The 24230-nt window shown below is 69.7% G+C and carries 25 protein-coding genes and 1 rRNA gene; 11 read left to right on the forward strand and 15 right to left on the reverse strand.

Translation table 11 applies throughout. The features are described 5' to 3' along the window. Positions 1-241 precede the first annotated feature (241 nt). Positions 242-2002 carry a serine/threonine-protein kinase gene (locus PKF00_RS43215; RefSeq protein WP_271223605.1) on the reverse strand — a complete coding sequence of 587 codons (1761 nt, stop codon included), beginning with the start codon at positions 2000-2002 and terminating at the stop codon, positions 242-244. Between the two features lie 367 nt (positions 2003-2369). Then, positions 2370-2552 (reverse strand): biotin synthase auxiliary protein BsaP, encoded by a 183-nt coding sequence (gene bsaP, locus PKF00_RS43220; protein ID WP_271223606.1) that lies wholly within the window; start codon positions 2550-2552, stop codon positions 2370-2372. A gap of 25 nt (positions 2553-2577) precedes the next feature. Here bsaP and PKF00_RS43225 point away from each other — a divergent pair, with 25 nt between their 5' ends. Next, complete coding sequence (locus tag PKF00_RS43225; RefSeq protein ID WP_271223607.1) at positions 2578-2958, forward strand: thioesterase family protein; 381 nt, start codon at positions 2578-2580, stop codon at positions 2956-2958. Between the two features lie 268 nt (positions 2959-3226). Here PKF00_RS43225 and PKF00_RS43230 read toward each other — a convergent pair whose 3' ends face one another. From PKF00_RS43230 to PKF00_RS43260, 7 genes are all read right to left on the reverse strand, one after another. Further along, a complete protein-coding gene (locus PKF00_RS43230; protein WP_271223608.1) occupies positions 3227-3439 on the reverse strand; it encodes a biotin/lipoyl-binding carrier protein in 213 nt (70 codons plus the stop codon). 49 nt (positions 3440-3488) lie between these two features. Further along, entirely contained in the window at positions 3489-4820 is a 1332-nt protein-coding gene (locus PKF00_RS43235; RefSeq protein WP_271223609.1) for an acetyl-CoA carboxylase biotin carboxylase subunit, read from the reverse strand. Positions 4821-5087: 267 nt separating this feature from the next. Beyond that, positions 5088-6377 (reverse strand): HD-GYP domain-containing protein, encoded by a 1290-nt coding sequence (locus PKF00_RS43240; protein WP_271223610.1) that lies wholly within the window; start codon positions 6375-6377, stop codon positions 5088-5090. Then, positions 6374-7720: an HD-GYP domain-containing protein gene (locus PKF00_RS43245; RefSeq protein ID WP_271223611.1), complete on the reverse strand. Its 1347-nt coding sequence runs from the start codon at positions 7718-7720 to the stop codon at positions 6374-6376. The genes PKF00_RS43240 and PKF00_RS43245 overlap by 4 nt, the downstream gene beginning before the upstream one ends. A gap of 218 nt (positions 7721-7938) precedes the next feature. After that, on the reverse strand, positions 7939-8883 hold the full coding sequence (locus tag PKF00_RS43250; protein ID WP_271223612.1) for an NAD-dependent epimerase/dehydratase family protein: 945 nt from the start codon (positions 8881-8883) through the stop codon (positions 7939-7941). A 53-nt stretch (positions 8884-8936) separates the two neighbouring features. Next, positions 8937-9203: a mycothiol system anti-sigma-R factor gene (gene rsrA / locus PKF00_RS43255; protein WP_271223613.1), complete on the reverse strand. Its 267-nt coding sequence runs from the start codon at positions 9201-9203 to the stop codon at positions 8937-8939. A gap of 46 nt (positions 9204-9249) precedes the next feature. Next, complete coding sequence (locus tag PKF00_RS43260; RefSeq protein ID WP_271223614.1) at positions 9250-9855, reverse strand: sigma-70 family RNA polymerase sigma factor; 606 nt, start codon at positions 9853-9855, stop codon at positions 9250-9252. Between the two features lie 280 nt (positions 9856-10135). Between PKF00_RS43260 and PKF00_RS43265 the strand changes: the two genes are divergently transcribed. Beyond that, on the forward strand, positions 10136-10879 hold the full coding sequence (locus tag PKF00_RS43265; protein WP_271223615.1) for a class I SAM-dependent methyltransferase: 744 nt from the start codon (positions 10136-10138) through the stop codon (positions 10877-10879). Positions 10880-11120: 241 nt separating this feature from the next. Here PKF00_RS43265 and PKF00_RS43270 read toward each other — a convergent pair whose 3' ends face one another. Continuing rightward, entirely contained in the window at positions 11121-11453 is a 333-nt protein-coding gene (locus PKF00_RS43270; protein ID WP_271223616.1) for a TraR/DksA family transcriptional regulator, read from the reverse strand. Between the two features lie 162 nt (positions 11454-11615). Further along, positions 11616-12377: an SOS response-associated peptidase gene (locus PKF00_RS43275; RefSeq protein WP_271223617.1), complete on the reverse strand. Its 762-nt coding sequence runs from the start codon at positions 12375-12377 to the stop codon at positions 11616-11618. Between the two features lie 60 nt (positions 12378-12437). On the opposite strand from PKF00_RS43275, the gene aroA reads away from it, so the two are divergent. Next, a complete protein-coding gene (gene aroA / locus PKF00_RS43280; RefSeq protein ID WP_271223618.1) occupies positions 12438-13715 on the forward strand; it encodes a 3-phosphoshikimate 1-carboxyvinyltransferase in 1278 nt (425 codons plus the stop codon). A gap of 183 nt (positions 13716-13898) precedes the next feature. Continuing rightward, complete coding sequence (gene rsgA / locus PKF00_RS43285) at positions 13899-14951, forward strand: ribosome small subunit-dependent GTPase A (protein WP_271223629.1); 1053 nt, start codon at positions 13899-13901, stop codon at positions 14949-14951. A gap of 23 nt (positions 14952-14974) precedes the next feature. Here the strand turns inward: rsgA and PKF00_RS43290 are convergent, their stop codons facing one another. Beyond that, entirely contained in the window at positions 14975-15418 is a 444-nt protein-coding gene (locus PKF00_RS43290) for a DUF4442 domain-containing protein (RefSeq protein WP_271223619.1), read from the reverse strand. A gap of 140 nt (positions 15419-15558) precedes the next feature. Here PKF00_RS43290 and hisN point away from each other — a divergent pair, with 140 nt between their 5' ends. From hisN to PKF00_RS43320, 6 genes are all read left to right on the forward strand, one after another. Beyond that, complete coding sequence (gene hisN / locus PKF00_RS43295; RefSeq protein WP_271223620.1) at positions 15559-16362, forward strand: histidinol-phosphatase; 804 nt, start codon at positions 15559-15561, stop codon at positions 16360-16362. 432 nt (positions 16363-16794) lie between these two features. After that, on the forward strand, positions 16795-17910 hold the full coding sequence (gene pstS / locus PKF00_RS43300; RefSeq protein ID WP_271223621.1) for a phosphate ABC transporter substrate-binding protein PstS: 1116 nt from the start codon (positions 16795-16797) through the stop codon (positions 17908-17910). Positions 17911-17915: 5 nt separating this feature from the next. Continuing rightward, entirely contained in the window at positions 17916-18893 is a 978-nt protein-coding gene (gene pstC / locus PKF00_RS43305; protein ID WP_271223622.1) for a phosphate ABC transporter permease subunit PstC, read from the forward strand. Beyond that, positions 18890-19795: a phosphate ABC transporter permease PstA gene (gene pstA, locus PKF00_RS43310; RefSeq protein WP_271223623.1), complete on the forward strand. Its 906-nt coding sequence runs from the start codon at positions 18890-18892 to the stop codon at positions 19793-19795. The genes pstC and pstA overlap by 4 nt, the downstream gene beginning before the upstream one ends. Before the next feature lie 15 nt (positions 19796-19810). After that, positions 19811-20587, forward strand: a complete 777-nt coding sequence (gene pstB, locus PKF00_RS43315) for a phosphate ABC transporter ATP-binding protein PstB (protein ID WP_271223624.1) — start codon at positions 19811-19813, stop codon at positions 20585-20587. A 24-nt stretch (positions 20588-20611) separates the two neighbouring features. Beyond that, positions 20612-21331, forward strand: a complete 720-nt coding sequence (locus tag PKF00_RS43320; protein ID WP_271223625.1) for a response regulator transcription factor — start codon at positions 20612-20614, stop codon at positions 21329-21331. On the opposite strand, the gene PKF00_RS43325 is transcribed toward PKF00_RS43320, so the two are convergent. Next, positions 21304-22245 carry a serine hydrolase gene (locus PKF00_RS43325; protein ID WP_271223626.1) on the reverse strand — a complete coding sequence of 314 codons (942 nt, stop codon included), beginning with the start codon at positions 22243-22245 and terminating at the stop codon, positions 21304-21306. The two genes, PKF00_RS43320 and PKF00_RS43325, sit on opposite strands and share 28 nt — an antisense overlap. A gap of 290 nt (positions 22246-22535) precedes the next feature. After that, positions 22536-23423, reverse strand: coding sequence for a phenylalanine 4-monooxygenase (locus PKF00_RS43330; protein ID WP_271223627.1), 888 nt, complete (start codon positions 23421-23423; stop codon positions 22536-22538). A 120-nt stretch (positions 23424-23543) separates the two neighbouring features. Between PKF00_RS43330 and PKF00_RS43335 the strand changes: the two genes are divergently transcribed. After that, a complete protein-coding gene (locus tag PKF00_RS43335) occupies positions 23544-24038 on the forward strand; it encodes an Lrp/AsnC family transcriptional regulator (protein WP_271223628.1) in 495 nt (164 codons plus the stop codon). Between the two features lie 105 nt (positions 24039-24143). On the opposite strand, the gene rrf is transcribed toward PKF00_RS43335, so the two are convergent. Further along, positions 24144-24230 (reverse strand): 5S ribosomal RNA (gene rrf, locus PKF00_RS43340); the annotation flags it as partial.

The following is a 24230-nucleotide window of genomic DNA, read 5'->3' on the forward strand; positions in this document are numbered from 1 at the left end:
CAACCACCGACGCCCGCCAGGCCGGAGGCCTGAATCCGCCAGAGCTCAGCTGAGACGGCCGGCCGGACCACCCGCCCCCCTCCACGCGAACCAAGCCCAGCCCAGCAAACAAAACGAACCAGAAGAACGAAGCGAACCCAGCGAACCGATCCGCACCACGAACCAGCACCGCAACGCCGGACAACCCACAGCACACTCCAGTCACCGTCCGGCTTCCCGAAGGCGACCGGGGAAACGCGCTTCAGGAACTGGGAGTGGGAGTCGGCGTCGGGCTCGGCAGGCACTTGTCGTTGACCGCGGTGATCTCCACCGGGCGCTTGACGTCCCACAAGATCCCCGCACCGGGACGCTGCTCGACCACCCTCATGCACTGGGAGATGTCGACGTCGGCGCCGGTGCTCAGCGTCGCCTTGAAGCCCGCGTTCTTGAGGATCTCCCTGGCGGTCTCCGGTGACACGTCCCTGACGTACGGCACCTTCTTCTTCACCGGAGGCGTCGGCGTCGAGGAAGGCTTGTCGGTGGGGGACGGCTTGCCGTTCGGTTCGTCCGTTGGCGTGCCGGTCGGCTCCGTGGTCGGCTCGTCCGACGCCGTCGCCGTCGGGGTGGGGGTCCTGCTGGGCTTCGGAGGCTCGTCCTCGGTCCGTGTCGGCCGCGGGGCCTGGGTGGTGTGGGTGTCCTTGGTGGGCTTGACGGGGGGACGCGTGCTCGTCTTCGTGGGGGTGGACTTGTCAGGGCTGGAGGTCTGGACCGGCTTCGACATGTTGTCGCTCGACGCTCTGCTCGAGGCGGGCAACCCGTTGATCGCCAGCGCGACGAGACCTACGCACACCACGCCCGCCGCGGCGGACACGACCAGCGTCGCCCCTCTGCGCCGGGGCTTGCGTGAGGCACGACGACCGCGCCCCCTCGAGTCGACCTCGGTGGCCAGGCCAGGCGGCGGAGGCCCCGGCGGCTGCGTGGAGCCCTGCCAGCCCGTCTGCGCCTCGGGAGAGCCTTGCCACCCTGTCTGCGCCTCAGGAGAGCCCTGCCAGCCCGTCTGCGGGACCGGAGCGGCCTGCCACCCCGTCCGCGGCGGGGTGGAGCCCTGCCAGCCCGTCTCGGCGGCTCCGTCTCCCTGAGCGCCTCCCTGGGCGTGCGGGACGGGAGGCGGCGCGGCCGCCGGGCCGCTCTCGTGGCCGAGCGCCGCCTGCCTGGCGGCGGTGCTCATCGCGGTGCCGCTCGGGAAGCGCCGGGCGGGATCCTTGGACAGGGCCCGTTCGACGAGCGCGCGGACCGCCGGCGGGATGTGCACCGGCAGCGGCGGGGGCGCGTCACGGATGTGTTTGAGCGCGATCGTGACCGGGGTGTCGCCGTCGAACGGCCGCTGACCCGCCAGGCACTCGTAGGCGACCACGCCCAGCGCGTAGATGTCCACCGCGGGAGTGACGGGCGCGCCCTCCGCCTGCTCGGGCGCGCAGTAGGCCGCGGTGCCCAGGACCATGCCCGCGTCGGTGAGCCTGCTGGCCGCGTCGGACCTGGCGATGCCGAAGTCGGTGAGCACGAGCGTGCCGTCCGAGCGGACCAGGAGGTTTCCCGGCTTGATGTCCCTGTGAACGATGCCCTGGTCGTGCACGGCCTGCAGGGCGGAGGCCGCCTGGGCGATGAGCTCCATCGCCGCCGCGGGGGCGATGCTCCCCAACCGCCCGAGCAGCCGGTCCAGAGGCTCGCCGTCCACGAACTTCATCACCAGGTATGCCGTCGCCCCCGCGCCGGGCACCTCGTGAACCCCGTAGTCGTAGACGTCGACCACTCCGGGGTGGTTGATCGTCGCCATCGCCCTGGCCTCGCCCTGGAACCGCACCAGGAATCCCGGGTCGTCGGTGCGCCCTGGAAGCAACACCTTGACGGCGACGGTGCGGGCCAAGACGATGTCCTCACCGCGCCACACCTCGCCCATCCCACCGGCGCCGATGCGGGTATCCAGGCGATACCGCCCCGCCAGCGTCGTGCCTTGGGCCACCATGAATCCCCCGTAACCCTCTCCGCTCCCACCCCAGGGCTTTCCAACAAAGCGGATTTGTATCGCGACAACGTCACGGCGAAGTAACGAAACCCTGTGTGCCCGGACAGCTCGTTATAAGACGCGTGCCGTAGCATCGCACAGATCCCGCACCCTTTGACGTACTTATACAGATTGCACGTCTACGCGCCGGAGAGCAAAAAGCGACCGGAGTGACGCGAGAGCCATCTGTCCGACCAGGACCGTTCACTCCGCTCCGCCTCCTCGAAGCCCACCCGGGGCCACGCGAGGTAAAGGTGAATCTACGCAGCGGGCGCCGTCGCCCGACCATGAGACGAATTAGATCTACCCAACGGTGACGGGACCGAGATCAGCCGCTCAACGAGCCGTGCTCGGCGCAGCGCGCCGACCAGCCGCGGGGGGTCACCTGAACCACCATCCGGCGACGGCAGCTCGCGCAGTAACGGGGAGGCTCCATGACGCGGGCGGCGCCGCACGCCGCGTGGTCGCCCTCGACCGCCGGACGGCCGCAGTGGTCACAGTAGGAGGTCACGGAACCAGACCCTATGCTGACCGGCATGACGCTCGCTCCCGGTATGCGCGCCCGGATTCTCACCATGGTCGAAAGGGAGGACACCGCGGTGCGGGTCGGCAGCGGGGACGTCCCCGTGCTGGCCACTCCTCGGCTGCTGGCCCTCGTGGAACGGGCCACCGTCCAGGCCGTCGGCGACGACCTCGATCCCGGCCAGACCTCCGTGGGCACGAAGGTCGCCCTGGAACATCTCGCGGCCAGCCCGGTGGGCGCCCACGTCGAGATCACCGCCGAGCTCGTCGAGGTCGAGGGACGCCGCCTGCTGTTCGCCTTCACCGCCAGGGACCGTGAAACCGTCGTCGCGACAGGCACGGTCGAGCGCGTGGTCGTCGACCGCGAACGCTTCCTCGCCGGACTCGGCCGCTGACCCCGCAAGGCCCGGCCCTTCTCACCTGGCTCCGCCGCTGCCCCGTCAGGCCCGCCCGCGATCCGCGGAGGTCCCGGCCGAACAGCCGACAGACCGGACAGTCGACAAGTCGAACAGCTGACGGGCCGGACAGTCGACGAGTCGAACAGCTGACGGGCTGAACAGCCGATGGACCGCACGGCCCGTCGGCACGCCGTGACGCCCCCATCGGCACGGCACGCCGTCCGCCCCCGGTGACAGCGGCCGGGGCCGCCTTCCGGACGACGGCCTACTCGATGACGGCGATGAGGTCGCCCTCCTGGATGACGTCGCCCTCGGCGACCTTGATCTGGGCGACCACACCGTCGTCCTCGGCGATGACGGGGATCTCCATCTTCATGGACTCGAGGATGACCAGGGTGTCACCGTCCTCGACGGTGTCTCCCTCGGCGACGAGGACCTTCCAGACGTTGGCCACCATCTCAGCGTGTACTTCAGCCACCGGACACTCCTATCAATTACTTTGATCCAACTGTGCCAGACAGAGACGGTCAGGCCCTCATCCGGGAAACCAGCCCGGTGTCGTAGTTTCCGTCCACGAACTCGGGGTGTTCCAGCAGCTCGGCGCAGAACGGAAGGTTGTTCTTCGGTCCTTCGATCTTGAAACCGGCCACGGCCTCACGGGCGCGCTCCAGGGCCTCGGCCCGCGTCTGGCCGAACACGCACAGCTTGGCCATGAGCGGGTCGTAGAACGGCGTCACGGTGTTGCCCTCCGCGTAGCCGGAGTCCACCCTGACGCCGTCGCCGGACGGCTCCGCCCAGACGCCGATCGTGCCGGGGCCGGGGAAGAAACGCTTGGGGTCCTCGGCGTAGACCCGGAACTCGATCGCGTGCCCGCGTGGGGCGACGCTCAGCTCGACCGTCTCCCCCGCGGCGATCCGCAGCTGCAGCTCGACCAGGTCGACGCCGGTGACGAGCTCGGTCACCGGGTGCTCGACCTGGAGCCGGGTGTTCATCTCCAGGAACACGAAGTCCTGTTTGTCGGCGTCGACCAGGCACTCGACGGTTCCCGCCCCGAGGTAGCCGACCGCCTCGCCGGCCCGCACCGCGGCGGCCAGCATGCGCTCGCGCAGTTCCTGGGTGATGCCGGGGGACGGGGTCTCCTCGACGACCTTCTGGTGCCGCCGCTGTACCGAGCAGTCACGCTCGCCCAGGGCGACGACGGCGCCGTCGGCGAGGCCGAGGATCTGCACCTCGACGTGGCGGGCGCGCTCGATGTAGCGCTCCAGCAGGATGGCGGGCGTCCCACCGAAACGGGCGGCGGCCCTGGAGGCCTGCTCGAACGCCTTGGCCAGCCCCGCCTCGTCGTGGGCGACGCCCATGCCGATGCCGCCTCCGCCGCCTGCCGTCTTCACCATGACCGGATAACCGATCTCGGCCGCGGCCGACACGGCCTGCTCCAGGTCGGTGACCGGCGTGCGGGTGCCCGCGGCGACGGGCACACCCGCCTCCTCCATGAGGTTCCGGGCGTTGATCTTGTCGCCCATCCGCTCGATCGCCTCGGGGGACGGCCCGATCCAGACGAGCCCCGCGTCGATGACGGCCCTGGCGAAGGCGGCGTTCTCCGAGAAGAAGCCGTATCCGGGGTGGACCGCCTGGGCCCCGGAGTCGCGGGCGGCCCGCAGGACCCTGTCCACGTCGAGGTAGCTCTGCGCCGGGTTGGCCGGTCCGAGCAGGATCGCCTCGTCGGCTTCCCTGACGAACGGCAGGTCTGCGTCTGCTTCGGAATACACCGCGACGGCCCGCAGCCCCATGCGCTGGACCGTGCGGATGATTCGCCGTGCGATTTCGCCACGGTTGGCGACCAGAACGGACTCGAACACGTTGGTGGACCCCTTTCGACCGCTCCACCTTATGACCGGGCTCCCCGCGCGGCCGTTCGTCCGAGCCACCGATCACGGCAACCCGATCTGTAGGAAACCCACAAACCGTGCTTCCCCCGAAATCCCCCGGAGAACCGGTACTGCCTGGCCAGGGCAGCCGTACGGCGTGAGAGACACGCACGTCGGCGAACCCCGGCGCGCACGGCCGGTACGCACCGGCTCAGGCGGGCGCCTGACCGCCTTGCGCCCCGAAGATAGAGGAAGGCCCTAAGGCCGGTGTGACGGGGTGAGCCTGTCGACGACGCGGGTCATGGCCTCGACCACCTCCGGGTCGTACTCCTCGCCCGCCCCCAGGCGGAGCCGTTCGAGGGCGGCTCCCGCCCTGTCACGGTCGGTCGAGCCGCCGACCAGGTCGTCGTAGGCGTTGGCCGCCTTGATGACGCGGCTGGCCACGGGCGGGGTCGCCGAACAGGGATCGCACTGGCGACGGACGATCTCGGCGACGCGGTCGAGGACCCCGGTCTGCCGGATCACCTCCGCGCCCAGCTCGGCGATGCGCCTGGCCTGGTCGGGTTCGGTGAGCACCGTCGCGCCGCCGGGGATCGGGTCACGCAGCGAGAGCTGCCCGATGTCGTGCATGAGCGCGGCGTACTCCAGGTCGAGCAGCTCGGGTTCGGCCATCCCCAGCTCCCGCCCCGTCGCGACCGCCAGGCGGCTGACCCGGTGGGAGTGTCCCGGCTCGACGTAGCCGCCGACCTCGGTGACCCGGGAGAGCGCCCTGACCGTCTGGAGGTAGGTGGCCCTGATCCCGGCGTACTTGCGGAAGGCGACCTGGGTGACCAGCAGCGGTGCGGCGAAGACCAGCAGCGCCGCCATGCCCATGCTGTGCGAGGCGAGCGCGAGCAGGATGCCGGAGGCCGCGACCGCGGCCCACAGCGGGGCCGCCATGCGCAGCTCGTCCTGTACGGCGACGCCGAATGCCGAGCGCACCTGCTCGGCCCTGAGCACCGCGGCCAGCAGCACGTCGACCAGCACCATCATCAGGATGAGCAGGGCCATCACCCCGAGAGCCGGCCACCAGTCGCCCTCGGGCCCCTTGGCGAGACCGAACAGCGGCGCGGTGATCGGACGGTAGGCCAGGGCGAGCAGGGCTCCGGTGAACAGCCTCCGCGCCATGGCGTCCGGGCTCGGCGGGCGGCCGACCGCCAGGTGCGGAAGCGCGCCGGCGATCATGCCGACCGTCAGCACCGCGATGACCTGCAGCGCCGAGTGCCGCGCCGGGACGTTGCCCATGTCCAGCAGGAGCGTGTAGCCGAGCGCGGCGGCCGCGCCGATCGGCGCGACCTCCCGGTTGCCGGGCATCGTGAGCCTGGCCAGCTCGCCCGCCGCGATCAGCGTGCCGAAGCCGATGGCGACCTCGGGGTCGAGCAGTCCGGTGGCCGCCGTGTGCGCCACCCCTGCGACCGCCAGCAGTCCCGCCGCGCAGATCAGCAGGAGCTGGCCCGAGTCGAGCCGCCGGAACGCCCGGGTGGTGAGGGTGGTCGTGGTGGTGCTCACCGTTCAGGCACCACCTGGATGGGCATGGTCGGGTCGTCGTGGTCCTTCGCCGTGGTCTCCACGACGTCCTCCGGGGGCGCGACGACCTTGCGCGGCGGCTCCCAGCCGTCGCGGTCGACGGCTCTGATGAAGGCGACGACCATGTCCGGGTCGAACTGGGTGCCCGCCCCCTTGCGCAGCTCGGCCATGGCCACCTCGACCGGGCGGGCGCCACGGTAGGAGCGGTCGGAGGTCATCGAGTCGAAGGCGTCGGCGACCGCGATGATCCGGGCGAACTCCGGGATCTCCTCCCCCGCCAGCCCCATCGGATAGCCCTTCCCGTCCTGCCGCTCGTGATGGTGCATGATCCCGGCGAACGCCTCGTCCAGGAAGTCGATGCCCCGCACGATCTCCAGTCCTCGCATCGGGTGGAGCTGGATGGCGGCGTACTCCTCCTCGGTGAGCGGGCCGTCCTTCTGCAGCACCTTGGTGGGCACGCCCAGTTTGCCGACGTCGTGCAGCATCCCGGCGTAGCGGATCGCCCGCAGGCGTTCCGAGCCCATGCCGATCTCCTGGGCGATCATGCCGGAGGCCAGGGAGACGCGGGTGCAGTGGCCACGGGTGTAGTAGTCCTTGGTCTCGACCGCCTGGCAGAGCGCGGCGATCGTGGCGTCGTAGGAGCGCTGCTGCGCGAGGTACTGGCCGAAGGCCCAGCGCGCGACGAACAGCGGCAGCAGCACGAGCACCGCGGAGATCGAGTTGACCGTCGCCCACAGCCCCGCGATCAGCAGTCCGAAGGTGGCGTATCCGAGGTAGGAGACCAGGAACTGGGCCAGTCCCCGCAGCGGCACCTGGTCCGCCTGACCCGTGACGACCAGGACGATCGCGATCAGGATGAAGTTGAGGGGCACGAAGACGGCCGCCGCTCCCGCGAACGGCACGATCAGGGCGTCGAAGCCGGCGATGTCCGGCAGCCTGGCCCTGCCCCCCAGCCATTCGTACGCCCAGCCGGCCGCGTAACCGCAGATGGCGAACTGGGCGCCGTTGAACAGCCGCTTCACCAGCGGCAGACCCGGGCGCACGCTGAGCACGGCCGTCATGCCGACCAGTGCGGCGCCCTCCGGCCCCACGAGCACCACGGCGGCGAGCGCGGCGGAGAAACTGACCGAGACCGCCGCCTGCTTGACGTTGAGCAGCGTCGGCACCGACTCGCACACCAGGAACAGCAGGGCCAGCACCAACAGGTTCGACCAGTCGAGCCACTCCAGACGACCGCTTCCCGCCACGCTGTACACGAGCAGCGCGCACGCCGCTCCGATCACAGCGACCAGATAGACCTTGGCAAACCATGGCAGTCCACGCAAAGCGGCCACCCTTGGGTCCTACGCGCGCGTGCTCAGGTCCAGGAAATCCCTAAATGGGCGGGACTGACCGTTTCCTTCAACATGCGCTGCCTCCATGTCGATTTCCCCACTCAGGCTACAGAAGCAGGCCAGACCCCGAACGGCAGACGTGGAATCGCAAGCAAAGCGTAACCAATCCATCACCCCAAGCCATCGCAGGCCAGGGGTGACGGGGACGGTCACAGCGCGGCGAGTCTGGCCCTCGCCCAGTCGGCGGTGATCTTCAGGCCGGCCGCCAGCTCCGTCCTGGGCCGCCAGCCGAGCCCCTCCAGCGCGGGGGCCGGGTCGACGGCCATCGCCGGGAGGTCTCCCAGACGGGCCGGCGCGGTCTCCGGCTCGTCGGCGGCGCCCGTGGCCTCGGCCACCAGAGTGTGCAGCGCGCGGTCGGTCGTCTCGACCCCGGTGCCCAGGTTGAACCTGCGGCCGTTGCCCACGTCCCCGCAGGCGCGTGCGAACCCGTCGACCACGTCCTCGACGAAGATGTAGTCACGGGTCTGGGCGCCGTCGCCGTACAGCACCGTGGGGGTGCCGTTGAGCAGGGCGTCGGTGAAGATGGCGACCACCCCGGCCTCGCCGTCCGGCGACTGGCGCGGCCCGTAGACGTTGGAGAGCACCAGCGTGGTGTAGTCGATGTCGTACAGCGCCTTGAAGGTGGCCAGGTAGGTCTCCGCGCTGAGCTTGGAGGCGGCATACGGCGAGCGCGGGTCGGTCGCCGCGTCCCCGGGCACCGGGATGACCTCGGGCCTGCCGTACACCGCGACCGAGGAGGCGAAGACGACCTTGCGCGTCCCGCCGTGGTGGGCGGCGGTCAGCACCGACGCGGTGCCCTCCACGTTGAGCCTGGCGTCGTGGACGGGGTCGGCCACGCTCTTGCGCACGCTGATCTGCGCGGCGAGATGGCAGATCACCTCGGGCCTGACCTCGGCGACCAGGCCGATCAGGGCCGGGTCGCGGACGTCCATCTCGTGCAGGGAGAAACGGGAGCTGTCGGCGGCCGAGGCGAGGTTGGCCCGGTCACCGCCGGACAGGTCGTCGACGACGGTGACCTCGTGACCGTCGGCCAGCAGCCGGTCCACCAGGTTGGATCCGATGAATCCCGCTCCACCGGTGACGAGTATCCGCATGCCGACCCCTCAGGTTCTCGTGTGGCCAAAGCCGTACGAGAGATCCTAGGAGGTCAGCCGGTCAGCTCGGAGCGGACCTGGTCGATCCGGTTGAGCACTTTGGCGCGCAGGTCCTCCGAGGCCTTGTCGCAGCCGCAGTGCTTGGCGATCAGCTGTTTGACGACCTGCTCGAGGCCGTACTCCTCCAGGCAGGGGCCGCACTCGTCGAGGTGCTCGCGGATGTCGACACAGTTGCCCTCGTCCAGCTCGCCGTCCAGATAGGTGTAGACCTTCTCCAGGACGTCGCGACAGTCGGTCGCGTGGGGCTTGCCGCAGCTCATGCGATCACCTCGCCCGGGAACTCGCCGTGTCCGTCGCCGCGCTCGCTCACTTCGCACCCTCCGCCGGAACCAGACCACGCTCACGGGCGTAGTCTTCGAGCTGCGTCCGCAACTGACGGCGGCCACGGTGGAGCCTGGACATCACGGTCCCGATGGGAGTGCCCATGATGTCGGCGATCTCCTTGTAGGGGAAGCCCTCGACGTCGGCGAGGTAGACCGCGATGCGGAACTCCTCGGGAAGGGCGGCCAACGCCTGCTTGACGTCACTGTCGGGAAGATGCTCGAGCGCCTCGATCTCCGCCGACTTCAGACCGCCGGAGGTGTGCGACTCGGCCCTGGCGAGCTGCCAGTCCTCGATCTCCTCCGCGCCCGACTGCTTGGGCTCCCGCTGCTTCTTGCGGTAGCTGTTGATGAAGGTGTTGGTCAGGATGCGGTACAGCCAGGCCTTGAGGTTCGTGCCTTCCTGGAACTGGTGGAAGGAGGCGAAGGCCTTGGCGAAGGTCTCCTGGAGGAGGTCCTCGGCATCCGCAGGGTTCCGGGTCATCCGAAGTGCCGCGGAGTAAAGCTGGTCGAGATAGGGCATGACATCCCTCTCGAACCGCATGCTCCGCTGCTCCAGAGTCTCCTCGTCTGTCGCAGGGACCGGACCCACCCCCTTAGGATCGCCGGAGTCCTGCTGACGCGGGACCCCGTACTGAGCGGAGGATACCCGCTCATCAGGGAATGACCGATCACCGGGGCGGATGACGGGTTCGATCAAGGCGAGCATTGGCTGGCCAACCTCCCGAAAGGATCTGCGTTGTCCGCTGCAACACACCCGCCCGGCCATCTGTTCCCACAAGATAGAAGGTGACGAACGACCCGGTGCGGGGAAAAACATACGTACCGGTAGGTACTGGAGACCACCGCAAACCAGACGCCAGGAGCCGCTTGTGCTGCCCATCCCGGCCGAAGAGCTGAACGGCTCAGGAACGCTCGGGCCGTACTGGACCTTTTACCGCGCGGTCGCCGCCGAGCAGCTGAGCCGTTGGCTGCCGGAGAGCCCCTCGAACATCCTCGACCTGTCGGGCGGCAGGGGCCGATGGTCGGCCCAGGCGGCGAGGGCCGGTCACCGGGTGCTGGAGGTGGTCGACTTCCGCAGGGCCGTCGACGGCCAGGGGCTGCTGCACGACGCGTCCAAGGTCCGCCAGGTCCGCGCCGACGACCTGCGCTTCCTGCCCGACCAGAGCATGGACGCCGTGCTCGCGGAGGAACGCGCGATGTCGGTCGAGCTCATGGCCGAGTCCGCGATGGACGACGTCGCCAGAGTGCTGCGCCCCGGCGGGCGCGCGCTGGTCTGCGTCGACTCCCTCGTGCTCGGGATGGCGATCCTCGCCGAGCAGAACTACTGGGCCCACCTGCGCCAGACGGACGAGGTCATGCTCGTCCCCTGGCCCGACGGGAGCATCACCAGGTGCTTCAGCAGCGGCCAGCTCCGCGAGCTGCTCACCGAGGCGGGCCTGGAGGTCGAGTGGATACGGCCCCGCACGGTGCTGTCCCCCTCCACGGTCGACCATGTGCTCGCCTCCGACTCCAGAGCGCTCACCTGGCTGGTCAACACCGAGCTCGAGGCCCACCCCGACGACGACGACACCGTGGGCATCCACCTGGTCGCCAGCGCCAGAAGACCCTGCTGATTTGCGACGCCTGGCGGCGTCGCGGGGCTTGGGCGCTTTCGGGTCGGTGTCTTCCCTCGTCACTCCGTCGCTTCGCTCCTGCTGCCTCACTGCGACGCTGCGCGTCGCGGGCTTGGGCGCTTCCGGGTCGGTGTCTTCCCTCGTCACTCCGTCGCTGCGCTCCCGCGTTCCTCAGTCCAGACACCGACGCGCCCAAGCCAGGCCTCAGTTCAGACACCGACGCGCCCAAGCCGAAACCCAGTCAGCGTCTGCGTTCGCGTCTTGCCTGGCACTGCACGCAGCGGGCGGCCTCGGGACGCGCCTCGAGTCTGCCCTCCGGCACGGACATGCCGCAGTCGGCGCAACGGCCGTAGACCCCCTCGTCCAGCCGTGTGAGCGCCGCGACGACCGCGCGGCGCTGCGCGGTGGCCGCCTCCAGCATGGCCTGGTTGCGGTCGGTGTCGGTCAGGACCGATCCCGCGTCCGCCGGGGAGCGGTCCCATCCGGTCAGCGGATCCCCCCGCAGGACCCGGATGGATCGGTCAAGCTCGGCGAGCATGCTCTCCAGGCGCATGCGCGCGGTCGCGGCGTCCACGAATCCGCACCTCCGCAGGGTGGGGCGGCCTGTGAGGGGATTCCCCGGCTTCTCCTGGCAGGCGGCAAGGCGATGGGATCTCTGCGCGATTACCTCACCGAGGTATCGCTTTCTCAGCGGATGCCCGCTCGCTGCGGTTTCTACACCGTTTACGGAGAGTTTTCAGAACAACGCTTGACTCTCGAGCTCGTCCTCGGGCAGCGGCTCCATGAGCTCGGGGCCGTTGTTGCGCACCGAGTTCACCGCGCTGGAGACCGGGTAGGCCTTCAGCCCCAGGGAGGCCGCCGGGACCAGGAACTCCCGCGCGTCCGGCGTCCCGGGATCGAGCCAGTCGGCCCAGCGGTCCCGCTCGATCAGCATCGGCATCCGGTCGTGGATGGCGCCCAGTTCGTCCTCGGCGGTGGTGGTGATGACGGCGCAGGTCGTCAGCCAGGCGAGCGGGTCGTCCTCGGCCCTGCCCCGGTCGCGCCAGAACTCGTAGATCCCCGCCATGGCCATGACCCCGCCGTCCTCCGGCTGGATGAAGTAGGGCTGCTTCTTCGGTTTCTTGGCGGTTCCCCCGTCCTTGAGCACCGCCCACTCGTAGTAGCCGTCGGCGGGCAACAGGCAGCGCCGCTCGGCGAACGCCTTGCGGAACGACGGCTTCTCCGCGACCGTCTCCACCCGGGCGTTGATCATCTTCGAGCCGATGGACGGCTCCTTCGCCCAGGCGGGGACCAGGCCCCACCGCACGACCCTGAGCTGCCGCACGGCCCTGCTGTCCGGGTTCGTCCTGGGCACACGGCTGAGCACCGCGTAGACCGGTTTGGTCGGCGCGACGTTGTAGTCGGCCCCGAGGTCGTCGTCGGCCGCTCCGTCCAGCTCGACCTCGAACTCCTCGAGCAGCTCCTGCTTGGGTCGCGTGGACGCGTATCTCCCGCACATATCCACCACCTTGCCACGCCTTCGGGGGCCTCGGCCCCTCGTCCCGGTAGGCTTTTGACCATGTCCGCTCCGCTGTGGCCCGCACCGACCGCGTCCGCCCCCGTCCACGCGACCGTCTCCCTTCCGGGGTCGAAGTCCGTGACCAACCGCGCGCTGCTGCTCGCCGCGCTGGCCGACGGCCCGGGCGTCGTACGGCTGGCCCTGCGCAGCCGCGACTCCGACCTCATGGCGGACGCGCTGCGCGCGCTCGGCGCCACGATGACCTCCTCGAACGAGAGCCCCTCCGGCTCCGACTGGGCCGTCACCCCCGGGCCCGTGGTCGGCGGGGCGCGGATCGACGTGGGGCTGGCGGGCACGGTGATGCGGTTCGTGCCGCCGATGGCGGCGCTGGCGGACGGCGTGGTGTCCTTCGACGGCGACCCGCACGCGCGCAAGCGCCCCATGGGGACGATCCTGGCCGCGCTGCGCGCCCTCGGCGCCGAGGTGCGGGGCGACGCGCTGCCGTTCACCGTCAGGGGGCCGCTGTCCGGCGGCGAGGTCACGCTCGACGCCTCCGGCTCCTCCCAGTTCCTCTCCGGCCTGCTGCTCACCGCCGCGCGCTTCGACAAGGGCGTGACCGTACGGCACGCGGGTCCGCCGATCCCGTCGCAGCCGCACATCCTGATGACCGTCGCGATGCTCCGCGAGTTCGGCGTCCAGGTCGACGACTCCGAGCCCGACGTCTGGCGGGTCGAGCCCGGGCCGATCCGCGCCAGGGAGTTCACCGTCGAGCCCGACCTGTCGAACGCGGCGCCGTTCCTGTCGGCCGCGATGGTCACGGGGGGATCGGTCACCGTTCCCGGCTGGCCCGCGGAGACGACCCAGCCCGGCGACCAGCTCAGGCAGCTGCTGACGGACATGGGCGCCTCGGTCGAGCGCACGCCCGACGGGCTCAGGGTCACCGGCACGGGACGCGTGAGCGGCATCGAGGCGGACCTGCGCGACGTCGCCGAGCTGACCCCGACGATCGCCGCCCTGGCCGCCCTGGCCGACTCCCCCAGCCGCATCAGCGGCGTCGCCCACATCCGCGGGCACGAGACCGACCGCCTCGCCGCCCTGGTCGCCGAGATCAACGGTCTCGGCGGCGACGCGAACGAGACCGACGACGGCCTGGAGATCAGGCCGCGTCCGCTCAGGGGCGGGGTCTTCCACTCCTACGCCGACCACAGGATGGCGACCGCGGGCGCGGTGATCGGCCTGGCCGTGCCCGGCGTCGAGGTGGAGGACATCGCCACCACGGGTAAGACCCTTCCCGAGTTCGCCTCCATGTGGGCGGACATGCTGCGGGGCGCCCGGTGAGACGTTCGGCGCGGGCGGCGGGGCACCCGACGGCGGATGTGCCGGGACACGGGACGGGACGCAGGGCGGGGAGCGGGTCCGCGCGTCCGGTGAGGTGTCGCGGGCCGCTTAGCCTGGGAGATGCCCGATAGCGGCAGCCGCCCGTCAGGGGCGTTGGAACGAGGGCAGATCGAGGCGGAGAAGCTGAGAAAGCGGGAATACGACGAGGACGACGTCAGGGTCCGGCCGGGAAAGGGTTCCCGTCCCCGGACGAGGATCCGTCCTGCGCACGAGGACGCGGTGGAGGGGTTCGTGGTCGCGGTCGACCGGGGGCGCTACACGTGCCTGGTCGAGTCGGCCGGCGAGAAGGGCCGCCGCCGTAAGAAGGACAGGGCGGACGGCGCCGCCATGAACGGCCGGATCGTGGTCGCCATGAAGGCCAGGGAGCTCGGCCGCAAGGGAATAGTGGTCGGCGACCGGGTGGCGCTGGTCGGCGACGTCTCGGGCACCTCGGACACCCTGGCGAGGGTCGTCCGGGTCGAGCCCCGCACCTCGATGCTCCGCCGCTCGGCGGACGACACCGACAACACCGACGGCATCGAGCGTCCCGTGGTCGCCAACGCCGACCAGCTCGTGATCGTGACGGCTCTGGCCGATCCGCAGCCCCGGCCCCGCATGATCGACCGGATGCTGGTCGCGGCCTTCGACGCCGACATCGAGCCCATGCTCTGCCTCACCAAGTCCGACCTGGCCCCGCCCGACGAGCTGGTCTCCCTTTACGCCCCCCTCGGCGTGCCGTACGTGGTGCTCCAGAAGGGCGGCACGCTCGAAAGCGTCAGGGAGCGCCTGGCAGGCCGGACCAGCGTGCTCGTCGGCCACTCGGGCGTGGGCAAGTCGACCCTGGTCAACGCCCTGGTCCCGGACGCCAACCGGGCCGTCTCCCACGTCAACGCGGTGACCGGCAGGGGCCGCCACACCTCGACCTCCGCCGTCGCCCTGGAGCTCCCCGACGGAGGGTGGATCATCGACACGCCGGGCGTGCGCAGTTTCGGGCTGGCGCACATCTCGGTCGAGACCGTCCTGGCGGGCTTCCCCGACCTCGTCGAGGGCACGGTCGAGTGCCCCAAGGGCTGCAACCACCTCGGCGAGGAGTGCGCCCTGGACGCCTGGGTCGCGGCAGGCCACGCGGACCCGACCAGGCTCGTCTCCCTGCGCCGCCTGCTCGCCAGCCGTGAGGGCGCCCCCGACGACGACTGACCGCTCCCGGCCCGGTCCCGGTGTCAGCGGTTGGGACGCAGGGTCCAGGCGACGGTCATCTCGGAGACCGGGACGCCGTCCGCGGTCCTGATCTCGACGGAGACCTCGAACTCCGGGCGTTCACCCGCGTCCAGCTTGGCCACGACCTCCTCGCGGGAGGCCTGGAGGCGCGCCTCCGCGACGACCTCGCCCATCGCCAGCCTCACGTAGCGGATCGCGGCGCTCACGGCCAGCGGGGTGGCCCGCGTCAGCTGGTCGCCGAAGGCGGAGAGCATCGCGGCGCCCGAGGCGGACTCGGCGAGGGTGAACAGCGCCCCCGCGTGCGGACCGCCCACGTGGTTGTGCAGATCGGGACGGTCGCGCATGCGGGCGACCGCGAGCCCGTGCTCGACCTTGTCGAAGGCGATGTCCAGCGTCCGCGTGAACGGGACGCTCTGCAACATGAAGGCGCCGGCGTCAAACGTCATGACCGAATGCTACTCGCCGGTAACCACAAAGCCAACGGATGTTTCATGCGCTATCCGATCGACCGGTACGACACGACACAATCCTCGGCCTGCTCCCCCATCTCCTACAACCGGCCGGCGACGCGATAGCGTTGCCCATCGTGACGGGTTACAACGACGACCTGCGCCTCGCGCACGTCATGGCCGACGCCGCCGACGACCTGACCATGCGCCGCTTCAAGGCCGTGGACCTGCGGGTCGAGACCAAGCCTGACCTCACCCCGGTGAGCGACGCCGACCAGGCGGTCGAGGAGGCCATCCGGAACACCCTGAGCCGCGCCCGCCCGCGCGACGCGGTGATCGGCGAGGAGTTCGGCGAGACCGGCCACGGCGCCCGCTCCTGGATCGTCGACCCGATCGACGGCACCAAGAACTACGTGCGCGGCGTCCCCGTCTGGGCCACGCTCATCGCGCTGATGGACCAGGGAAGGGTCGTCGTCGGCCTGGTCTCCGCCCCCGCGCTCGGCCGCCGCTGGTGGGCCGCCCGCGACAGCGGCGCGTGGACGGGCAAGAGCCTCACCAAGGCCACCCGCTGCCAGGTCTCCTCCGTCACCCGCCTGGAGGACGCGTCCTTCTCCTACTCCAGCTTCGGCGGCTGGGAGGAGGCGGGCAAGCTCGACGAGTTCCTCGACCTGAACAGGTCCGTCTGGCGCAGCCGCGCCTACGGGGACTTCTGGTCGCACATGCTGGTCGCCGAAGGCGCCGTCGACCTGTCCGCGGAGCCGGAGCTGTCCCCCTGGGACATCGCGGCGCTGACGGTGATCGTCGAGGAGGCCGGCGGCATCTGGACCGATCTGTCGGGGGTCCCCGGACTCGACGGCGGCAGCCTGGTGTGCACCAACGGCGCCCTGCACGGCGAGGTCCTCAAGCGCCTCGGCGGCGGCCCGCTCACGCTCCCCGTGTAGAACGCCGCCCTCCCGCCCAGGACGGCTCTCCCGCACAGGACGGTCTTCCCGCGCGGGGCGCGGCTCCCTCACGGTCTCCTCCCGGGTACGGCGCGCGCTCCGTGACCCGCGCCGGGCCCGGGCGTCCTCGCGGGCGGTTGACCGACCGTTCACAATCCGCCAGGAAACGTTCAAAACCCCCACACCATCCGAAGCCGCCCCGGCTGCCGAACACCCCGGACCGACCGCGGTTTCCCGTGCCTCCCCATGGACTCCCCCTCGGGACTCCCACCCGCAGCGCCGGGACCAGGCCGGAGTCTCAAGCCTCACCCAACGGATCGCCACGACAGCGACCGGATGCATTCATTTTGCGTTCATCTTTCTACCGACTTTGAGTCACCTTGCCTCCTTACTCTCCTGAACGTTGAAGGACTTAGTGGGAGGAACCCAACCGTGAAGTATGCAGGCCGGCTCGCCGCGGTCACCCTTGTTGGCGCGCTCTCGCTCGCTGCGTGCGGCACCGATAACAACGGCGGCACCGCCACCTCCAGCAGCGCCCCGGACACCGGCGCCGCCTCGGCCGGGAACGCCGGACTCAGCGGCACGATCAACGCCGCCGGCTCCTCGGCGCAGGGGAACGCCATCGACGAGTGGAAGAAGAACTTCCAGCAGGCGAACCCGGGGGTCAGCCTCAACTACCAGGGCAGCGGCTCCGGCGCGGGCGTCCAGGCCTTCATCCAGGGCACGATCGCGTTCGCGGGCTCCGACTCGGCTCTCAAGGACGACAAGGGCGAGCCCGCCCAGGCCGACGCCCGCTGCAAGACCGGCAAGGCCATCAACCTGCCGATGGTGACCGGCCCGGTGGCCGTGGTCTACAACGTCCCCGGCGTCGACAGCCTGCAGCTGTCGCCCAAGACCATCGGCGGCATCTTCAACAGCAAGATCACCAAGTGGGACGACGCGGCCATCAAGGCCGACAACCCCGACGCCAAGCTCCCCTCGACCCCGATCCAGGCGTTCCACCGCTCGGACGAGTCGGGCACCAGCGACAACTTCACCAAGTTCCTGTCCAAGACCGCCGAGTGGCCGTACGAGCCCGCCAAGGCGTGGCCCGCCGAGGCCAAGGGCCAGGGCGCCAAGGGTTCGGACGGCATCGCGCAGGCCGTCAAGAGCACCGCCGGCGCGATCAGCTACGTGGAGCTCTCCTACGCCGAGAACTCCAGCCTGGCCAAGGCCAAGGTCGCCAACGGCTCCGGCGAGTTCGTCGAGCTGACCCCGGAGAGCGCCGCCAAGACGGTCGAGGCCGCCGAGGTCGTCGGTCAGGGCAACGACCTCAAGCTGAGCATCGACTACGCCACCAAGGCCGCGGGCGCCTACCCGATCGTCCTGGTGACCTACGAGATCACCTGCGAGAAGGGCCTGTCCCCCGAGGAGGCCAAGCTGGTGAAGGCCTTCCTGGGCTACACCGCCAGTGACGACGGTCAGAAGGCTCTGACCTCCCTGGGCTACGCGCCGCTGCCGACGACGCTGCTCACCAAGGTCCGGGCCGCCGTCGAGGCGATCTCCTAAATCCGATGGCGACTCCACTTCGTACTCGCGACGGCGGGTCGGCTCTTGGCCGGTCCGCCTCGCGGCGCAGCCGAGGTGAGGTTCCCTTCCGCTACGCCTCGACGGGCGCCGGAATCCTCCTGCTGGCGATCATGGCGGCCATCGCCGTCTTCCTCGTCGTCGAGGCGGTTCCGGCCCTGCAGGCCAACAAGGGGAGCTTCTTCACCACCCTGACGTGGGAGCCGAACGGCACCCAGTCCTTCGGCATCGCGGCCCTGGCGTTCGGCACCCTGGTCAGCGCGGTCCTCGCCCTGGTCATGGCGGTGCCGGTGGCCGTCGGCGTGGCGCTGTTCATCTCCCACTACGCCCCCCGCCGCATGGCCGGAGTCCTGGGATACGTGATCGACCTGCTGGCCGCCGTGCCCAGCGTCGTCTACGGCCTGTGGGGCATCGTCTTCCTCGTCCCGTTCATGCAGGGCCCCTCGGAGTTCCTCAACACCTACCTCGGGTTCATCCCGCTGTTCGGCGGAGACGTCGTCGCGGGCCGGTCGATGCTCACGGCGTCGGTCGTGCTGGCGGTGATGATCCTGCCGATCATCGCGGCGATCTCCCGGGAGGTGTTCCTCCAGGTCCCGAGGATGCACGAGGAGGCCGCCCTGGCCCTCGGCGCGACCCGCTGGGAGGTCATCAGGACCGCGGTGCTGCCGTTCGGGCGTCCCGGCGTCATCAGCGCCTCCATGCTCGGTCTCGGCCGCGCCATGGGCGAGACCATCGCCGTGGCGCTCATCTTCCCCGCGACGTTCGGCATCAGCCTGGAGATCCTCACCCCGCAGGGCAACAGCATCGCCGCCAACATCGCCAACGGCTTCGGCGAGGCCACCCCGATCGGGCGCGGCGCGCTGATCGCCTCCGGTCTGGTGCTGTTCATCATCACGTTGCTCGTGAACACGGCGGCCCGGATGATCGTCGCCCGTCGCAAGGAGTTCTCGGGAGCCGCCGCATGACCGCGATCCAGCACCCCAGGGTCCAGCGTCCCGGGATCCGGCGCATCTCCGCGGGCAGACGGTTCAAGGACCGGTTCGTCCAGGCGCTCGTCTACCTGTCGTTCGCCATCGCCGTGGTGCCGCTGGTGGCCGTCCTGTGGATGGTCATCTCGAACGGTCTGGCCCGTTTCGACATGGAGTTCCTGACCCACTCCATGCGCAACATCGGCGCCAGAGAGATCGGCGGCGGCGCCTACCACGCCATCCTCGGCACGCTGGAGCAGGTCCTGCTGGCCTCGCTCATCTCGATCCCCGTCGGCCTGCTCACCGCGATCTACCTCGTGGAGTACGGCAGAGGCGGACGGCTGAGCCGGGCGATCAGCTTCTTCGTCGACGTCATGACCGGCATTCCCTCGGTGGTCTCGGGCCTGTTCATCCTGGCCTTCTGGATCCTCGCCCTGGGCATGCCGTTCTCCGGTTTCGCGGGCGCCCTCGCCCTGTCGATCCTGATGATGCCGACGGTGGTCCGCTCGGCCGAGGAGATGCTCCTGCTCGTCCCCAACGACCTGCGCGAGGCCTCGTACGCGCTGGGAGTGCCCAAGTGGCGGACGATCGTCAAGGTCGTCCTGCCGACCGCCTTCACCGGCATCGTGACCGGCGTCATGCTGGCGATCGCCCGCGTCACCGGAGAGACCGCTCCCCTGCTGCTCACCGTCTTCTTCACCGACTCCATCAACAGCGACCCCCTCAACGGACCGCAGATGGGGTTGCCGCTCTATGTGTTCGATCAGGCGGGCCGTCCCACGGACGCCGCCATCGACCGCGCGTGGGCCGGAGCGCTCACGCTCATTCTGATCGTCATGCTGCTCAACCTGGTGGCGCGCCTCATCGGCTGGTGGCGATCGCCCTCTCGGGGTCGATAGGAAGGAATGTCGAAAATGAGCCAGCAGATCCAGGTCTCGGGCCTCGACGCGTACTACGGAAAGCACAAGGCGATCGAGGACATCTCGATGACGATCGACCCCCAGTCGATCACCGCCTTCATCGGCCCCTCGGGATGCGGCAAGTCGACCTTCCTGCGGACCCTCAACCGCATGCACGAGGTCATCCCCGGCGCGCGCGTCGAGGGCAAGGTCCTGCTCGACGGGGAGGACCTGTACGCCGCCGACGTCGAACCCGTGTCGGTGCGCCGCATGATCGGCATGGTCTTCCAGCGCCCCAACCCGTTCCCCACGATGTCGATCTACGAGAACGTGGCGGCCGGGCTCCGGCTCAACGGCAGGTACGCCAAGTCCGAGGTCGACGGCATCGTCGAGGACTCGCTGAAGGGCTCCAACCTCTGGAACGAGGTCAAGGACCGCCTGAACAAGCCGGGAGCGGGCCTGTCCGGCGGACAGCAGCAGCGTCTCTGCATCGCCAGGGCCATCGCGGTCAAGCCCGAGGTCCTGCTGATGGACGAGCCCTGCTCCGCCCTCGACCCGATCTCCACCCTGGCGATCGAGGACCTGATGGCCGAGCTGAAGAGCAAGTTCACGATCATCATCGTGACGCACAACATGCAGCAGGCCGCCCGGGTGAGCGACCGCACCGCCTTCTTCAACCTCGCGGGCCAGGGACAGCCGGGCCGCGTCATCGAGATGGACGACACGTCTCGGATCTTCACCAACCCCGCCCAGAAAGCGACCGAGGACTACATCACCGGCCGCTTCGGATAAATCAACTGCATAAGGAGGACCCGGGTGATCCAGCCGCAGACGGCACCCGAGGTGAACGGGGACACCCGGACAGCGCCCCTGCTGCTGGTGGCCGATCCGGAATCGGCTTTGGTCCAGGGTCTGGCCAACGCCCTCGAACGGGAGGGGGTCGAGGTCATGGGCGTGACCGACGGCGCCCAGGCCCTGTTGCAGGCCGGAGCTCTCCAGCCCGACGTGGTGCTCGTCAGCGCCTCCCTGCCGATCATCGGCGCGGTGGAGTTCATCCGCGCCGTACGGCTGTCGCGGGCGGTGCCCGTCCTGCTGGGCGTGGGTGACAACCACGCCGAGCAAGCCGTCCAAGCACTCGCGGCCGGAGCCACAGCCTGTGTGGCCCGGCCGTACCGGGTGCCCGAACTCCTGCCTCTGGTACAGGCCGCCTTCTCCGGGGAGTCTGGCATGCGCCGTACGCTCGTGGTCGGCAACGTGGAACTCGACGTCAACGCCTACCAGGTCAAAGTCAGCGGCCGAACCGTTCACCTGCCCCTGCGGGAGTTCGAGCTGCTGCACTACCTGATGCGCAACGCGCATCGCACGGTGACCCGTGAGCAGATCATGCGTCACGTCTGGAACTCGACCGACACCACGTCGACCAACACGATCGCGGTGCACGTCAAACGGCTGCGCGCCCGCCTCGGCGACAACGACGATCAGCTGATCCAGACCGTGCGGGGCGTCGGCTACCGGCTGGTCGACAAGACCGTCTGATCCTCGACGCCGGCCACCGGTCGATCCTGATCCTCACCGGCCGCGCATCCTCGCTCGCCGCGGAAGGCCGCCAGGATGCGCCTGGCCGTGCCCTCGACCTCGGCGACGCCCACGTCCATGCTCAGGCTGTCCTCGGTGAGGACAGCCACGGCGTAGTCGTGTCCGGCCTCCCGGATCAGGCCCGCGCTGACGACGACCCAGCGCCCGTTGGCCACGTGGTGCAGCCAGCCGTTCTTCAGTGAGACCCGGGAGCCCTCGCACGCCGCCGCGCTGATCCCCCAGCTCTGCTCGGGAGACACCCGAGCCATCAGGTGGAGCACCCGCTCCCGCTCGTCCTCGGCCAGCGGGCTGCCACCCCTGACCAGCGCCCTGATGAGCCTGATCTGGTCCGCCGCGCTGGTCTGCGTGATGCCCCAGCAGTAGAGGTCCACGCACCGCCCCGGCGGCGCGTAGGTGTTCCTGAGCCCGAACCTCCGGTTCGCCCGCGCCAGGCCCGACTCCAGGCCGATGCGCTCGTAGAGGCGGTCGGCCGCCGCGTTGTCGCTGAAGCGGATCATCATCCTGGCGTCGGCCCTGTCCTGCTCGTCCAGCTTCCGCCAGGGCGTCCTGAGCAACAGCGCCATCAGAATGTTGACCTTCGAGGTGCTGGCCGTCGGCAACCGCAGGTCACGACGGTAGGTGTAGACCCTTCCCGTCGAGAGATCGCGCACCCCCGCGGTGACACGGCCGCCATGACGCGCGAGGAACCTGTCGAGGGCGCGGGTGAGCTTCGAGGCCGCGACCTTCGGCGGCGCCTCGGGGCTCGCCGTCTCCTGGGCCGCCGCGGAATCCGCGGGCCACGTGGCGGAGGTCGGCGGAGAGGTGCCCGCCGGGATGAACGGCGAGAGCGTGGAACGGGGAACGGCAACCGTCACAACGCCCCCGGACGCGCATCCGCATGCCAGCCCGACCCCCAGTACGGCTGCCGCCGTGACAGCCCGACGCACCGATCTCACCATCGAAACCCGCCCCGCCCTTTCCGCTACGTCCACGAGCGAGATCTATCCCATCGGGACGAGAGGGAAGGGCGGCGAGAGGAAACCCAGTCCGAACAGGGGCCAAGTCCTTGTCCTCGAACACCGCCCCGGAACCGGCTCTCCGGCGCGCCGCTCCCGGCGGAGAGCGCTCCCCCGGCGGAGACCGGTCCGCCGGGGGCATCGGTCCGTCAGCGCGCGTCGGCGGCCAGCCTGGCGATGGACTCGTCGTCGCACGTCTCCCAGAACTCCCCGACCACGTCCTCGAGGTGCTCCAGCGACTCCGCCCTGAAGAGGACGTCCTGGTACTTCGTGATGTCGTAGTGGGTCGTCCCCATGCGGGCGATGTCCAACGGCCGGATGTCCATTCCGCGGAACTCCTCGATCTCCCCGTAGGAGGACAGGATGCCCGCGCCGTAGGCCCGTAGTTCGCCCTGGTCCGCCATCACGCCGAACTCCAGGGTGAACCAGAAGACCTTCGAGACGAACTCCAGCGCGGCGTCGCTCTCAACCCGGCGCGCCGCGCCGCCTGCCAGACGGTAGAGCCGCGAGTACCTGTCCGAGGCGAGCGCGTTCGCGTGCCCGATCACCTCGTGGATCACATCCGGCTCCGGCGTGTAGAGCGGAGTCGAGTGATGCCGGATGTACTGCGTCGAATGGAAGAACCCGTCCGCCAGCACACCGTAGAAGTCGCGGAGCGGCACCAGGCCCGCGGCGGGGAGGTAGCGGAAGCCGGTCAGCGGCTGCAGCAGCTCGCTGACCTCCTGCAGCTGCGGGATCCGGTCTTTGGGCAGCCCGAGCCGCTCGGCGGCGTCCAGGTATTCCGCGGTCGCGTACACGCGGTGCTTGATCGCCAGCTCACGACTGACCAGCGCCCACACCTCGTGCTCCTGAGGGGTGTACTCGGCCGTCGGAATGGGCGTGCCAGGCACGTGTCCGACCGCGAGCGCGGCGATGGCGTTGCGACGCGCCCGGTAGACCGGGTCGGCGAAACCCGGGTGGCTCGCGGCCAGCTCGACCTCGATCGTGCCGTCGTCACGAGTCGCCACCGGTGCGAAGTACTGTGCTTCTTCGAACATGTATAAAATGACAGCAATATCGCGAATCATTGGCAAGAGCGAGCAGTTTTACTGCGCGATTCGCGCAAGATCGCCCGGTTGAACCTGTCTATGACTGGTCATATCGCCTAGTCTGATGTGGTGTCCATAGACGACCTTGACAGTCGCCTCCTGGTGACGATGCGCGCCAACCCCCGGATCGGCCTCACCGAGCTCGCCCGACTGCTCCGCGTGGCCCGGGGCACCGTCCAGGCCCGCGTGGAGAAGCTCACCAACCGTGGCGTGATCGTCGACTTCGGCCCCACTGTCACTCCCGAGGGGGTCGGCTACCCGATCCTGGCCTTCGTATCCCTGCAGATCGCCCAGGGCCGCCTGGCCGAGGCGGTCGAGGCGCTGCGCCCCGTGCCCGAGATCCTCGAGGTGTACGGCACCAGCGGCCAGGCCGACCTGCTCTGCCGTGTGGTGGCCCGCAGCACCCCTGACCTACAAGAGATCATCGCCCGCATCCTGGCCTCGCCGGCGGTGCAGCGCACCGACACCACCATCGCCCTGTCGGTTCAGGTGCCCTACCGGATCGAGCCTCTGCTCCGCAGCGCACCGAGCACCGCACCGCACGACCGACCTCAGAACGACTGACCCCGGGAAGACCTTCCCCCAACGCCGGGAAGGCCTTCCCCGAAAAGACCCCGGAAACGCAAAGAAGGGCCACCCCGAACGGGGTGACCCTCCTTTTGAAAGATTGTCCGGCGGCGACCTACTCTCCCACACCGTCCCCGGTGCAGTACCATCGGCGCTGAAGAGCTTAACTTCCGGGTTCGGAATGTAACC

The organism is Streptosporangium carneum (assembly GCF_027922005.1).
In the GTDB taxonomy this organism is placed as follows: Bacteria; Actinomycetota; Actinomycetes; order Streptosporangiales; family Streptosporangiaceae; genus Streptosporangium; species Streptosporangium carneum.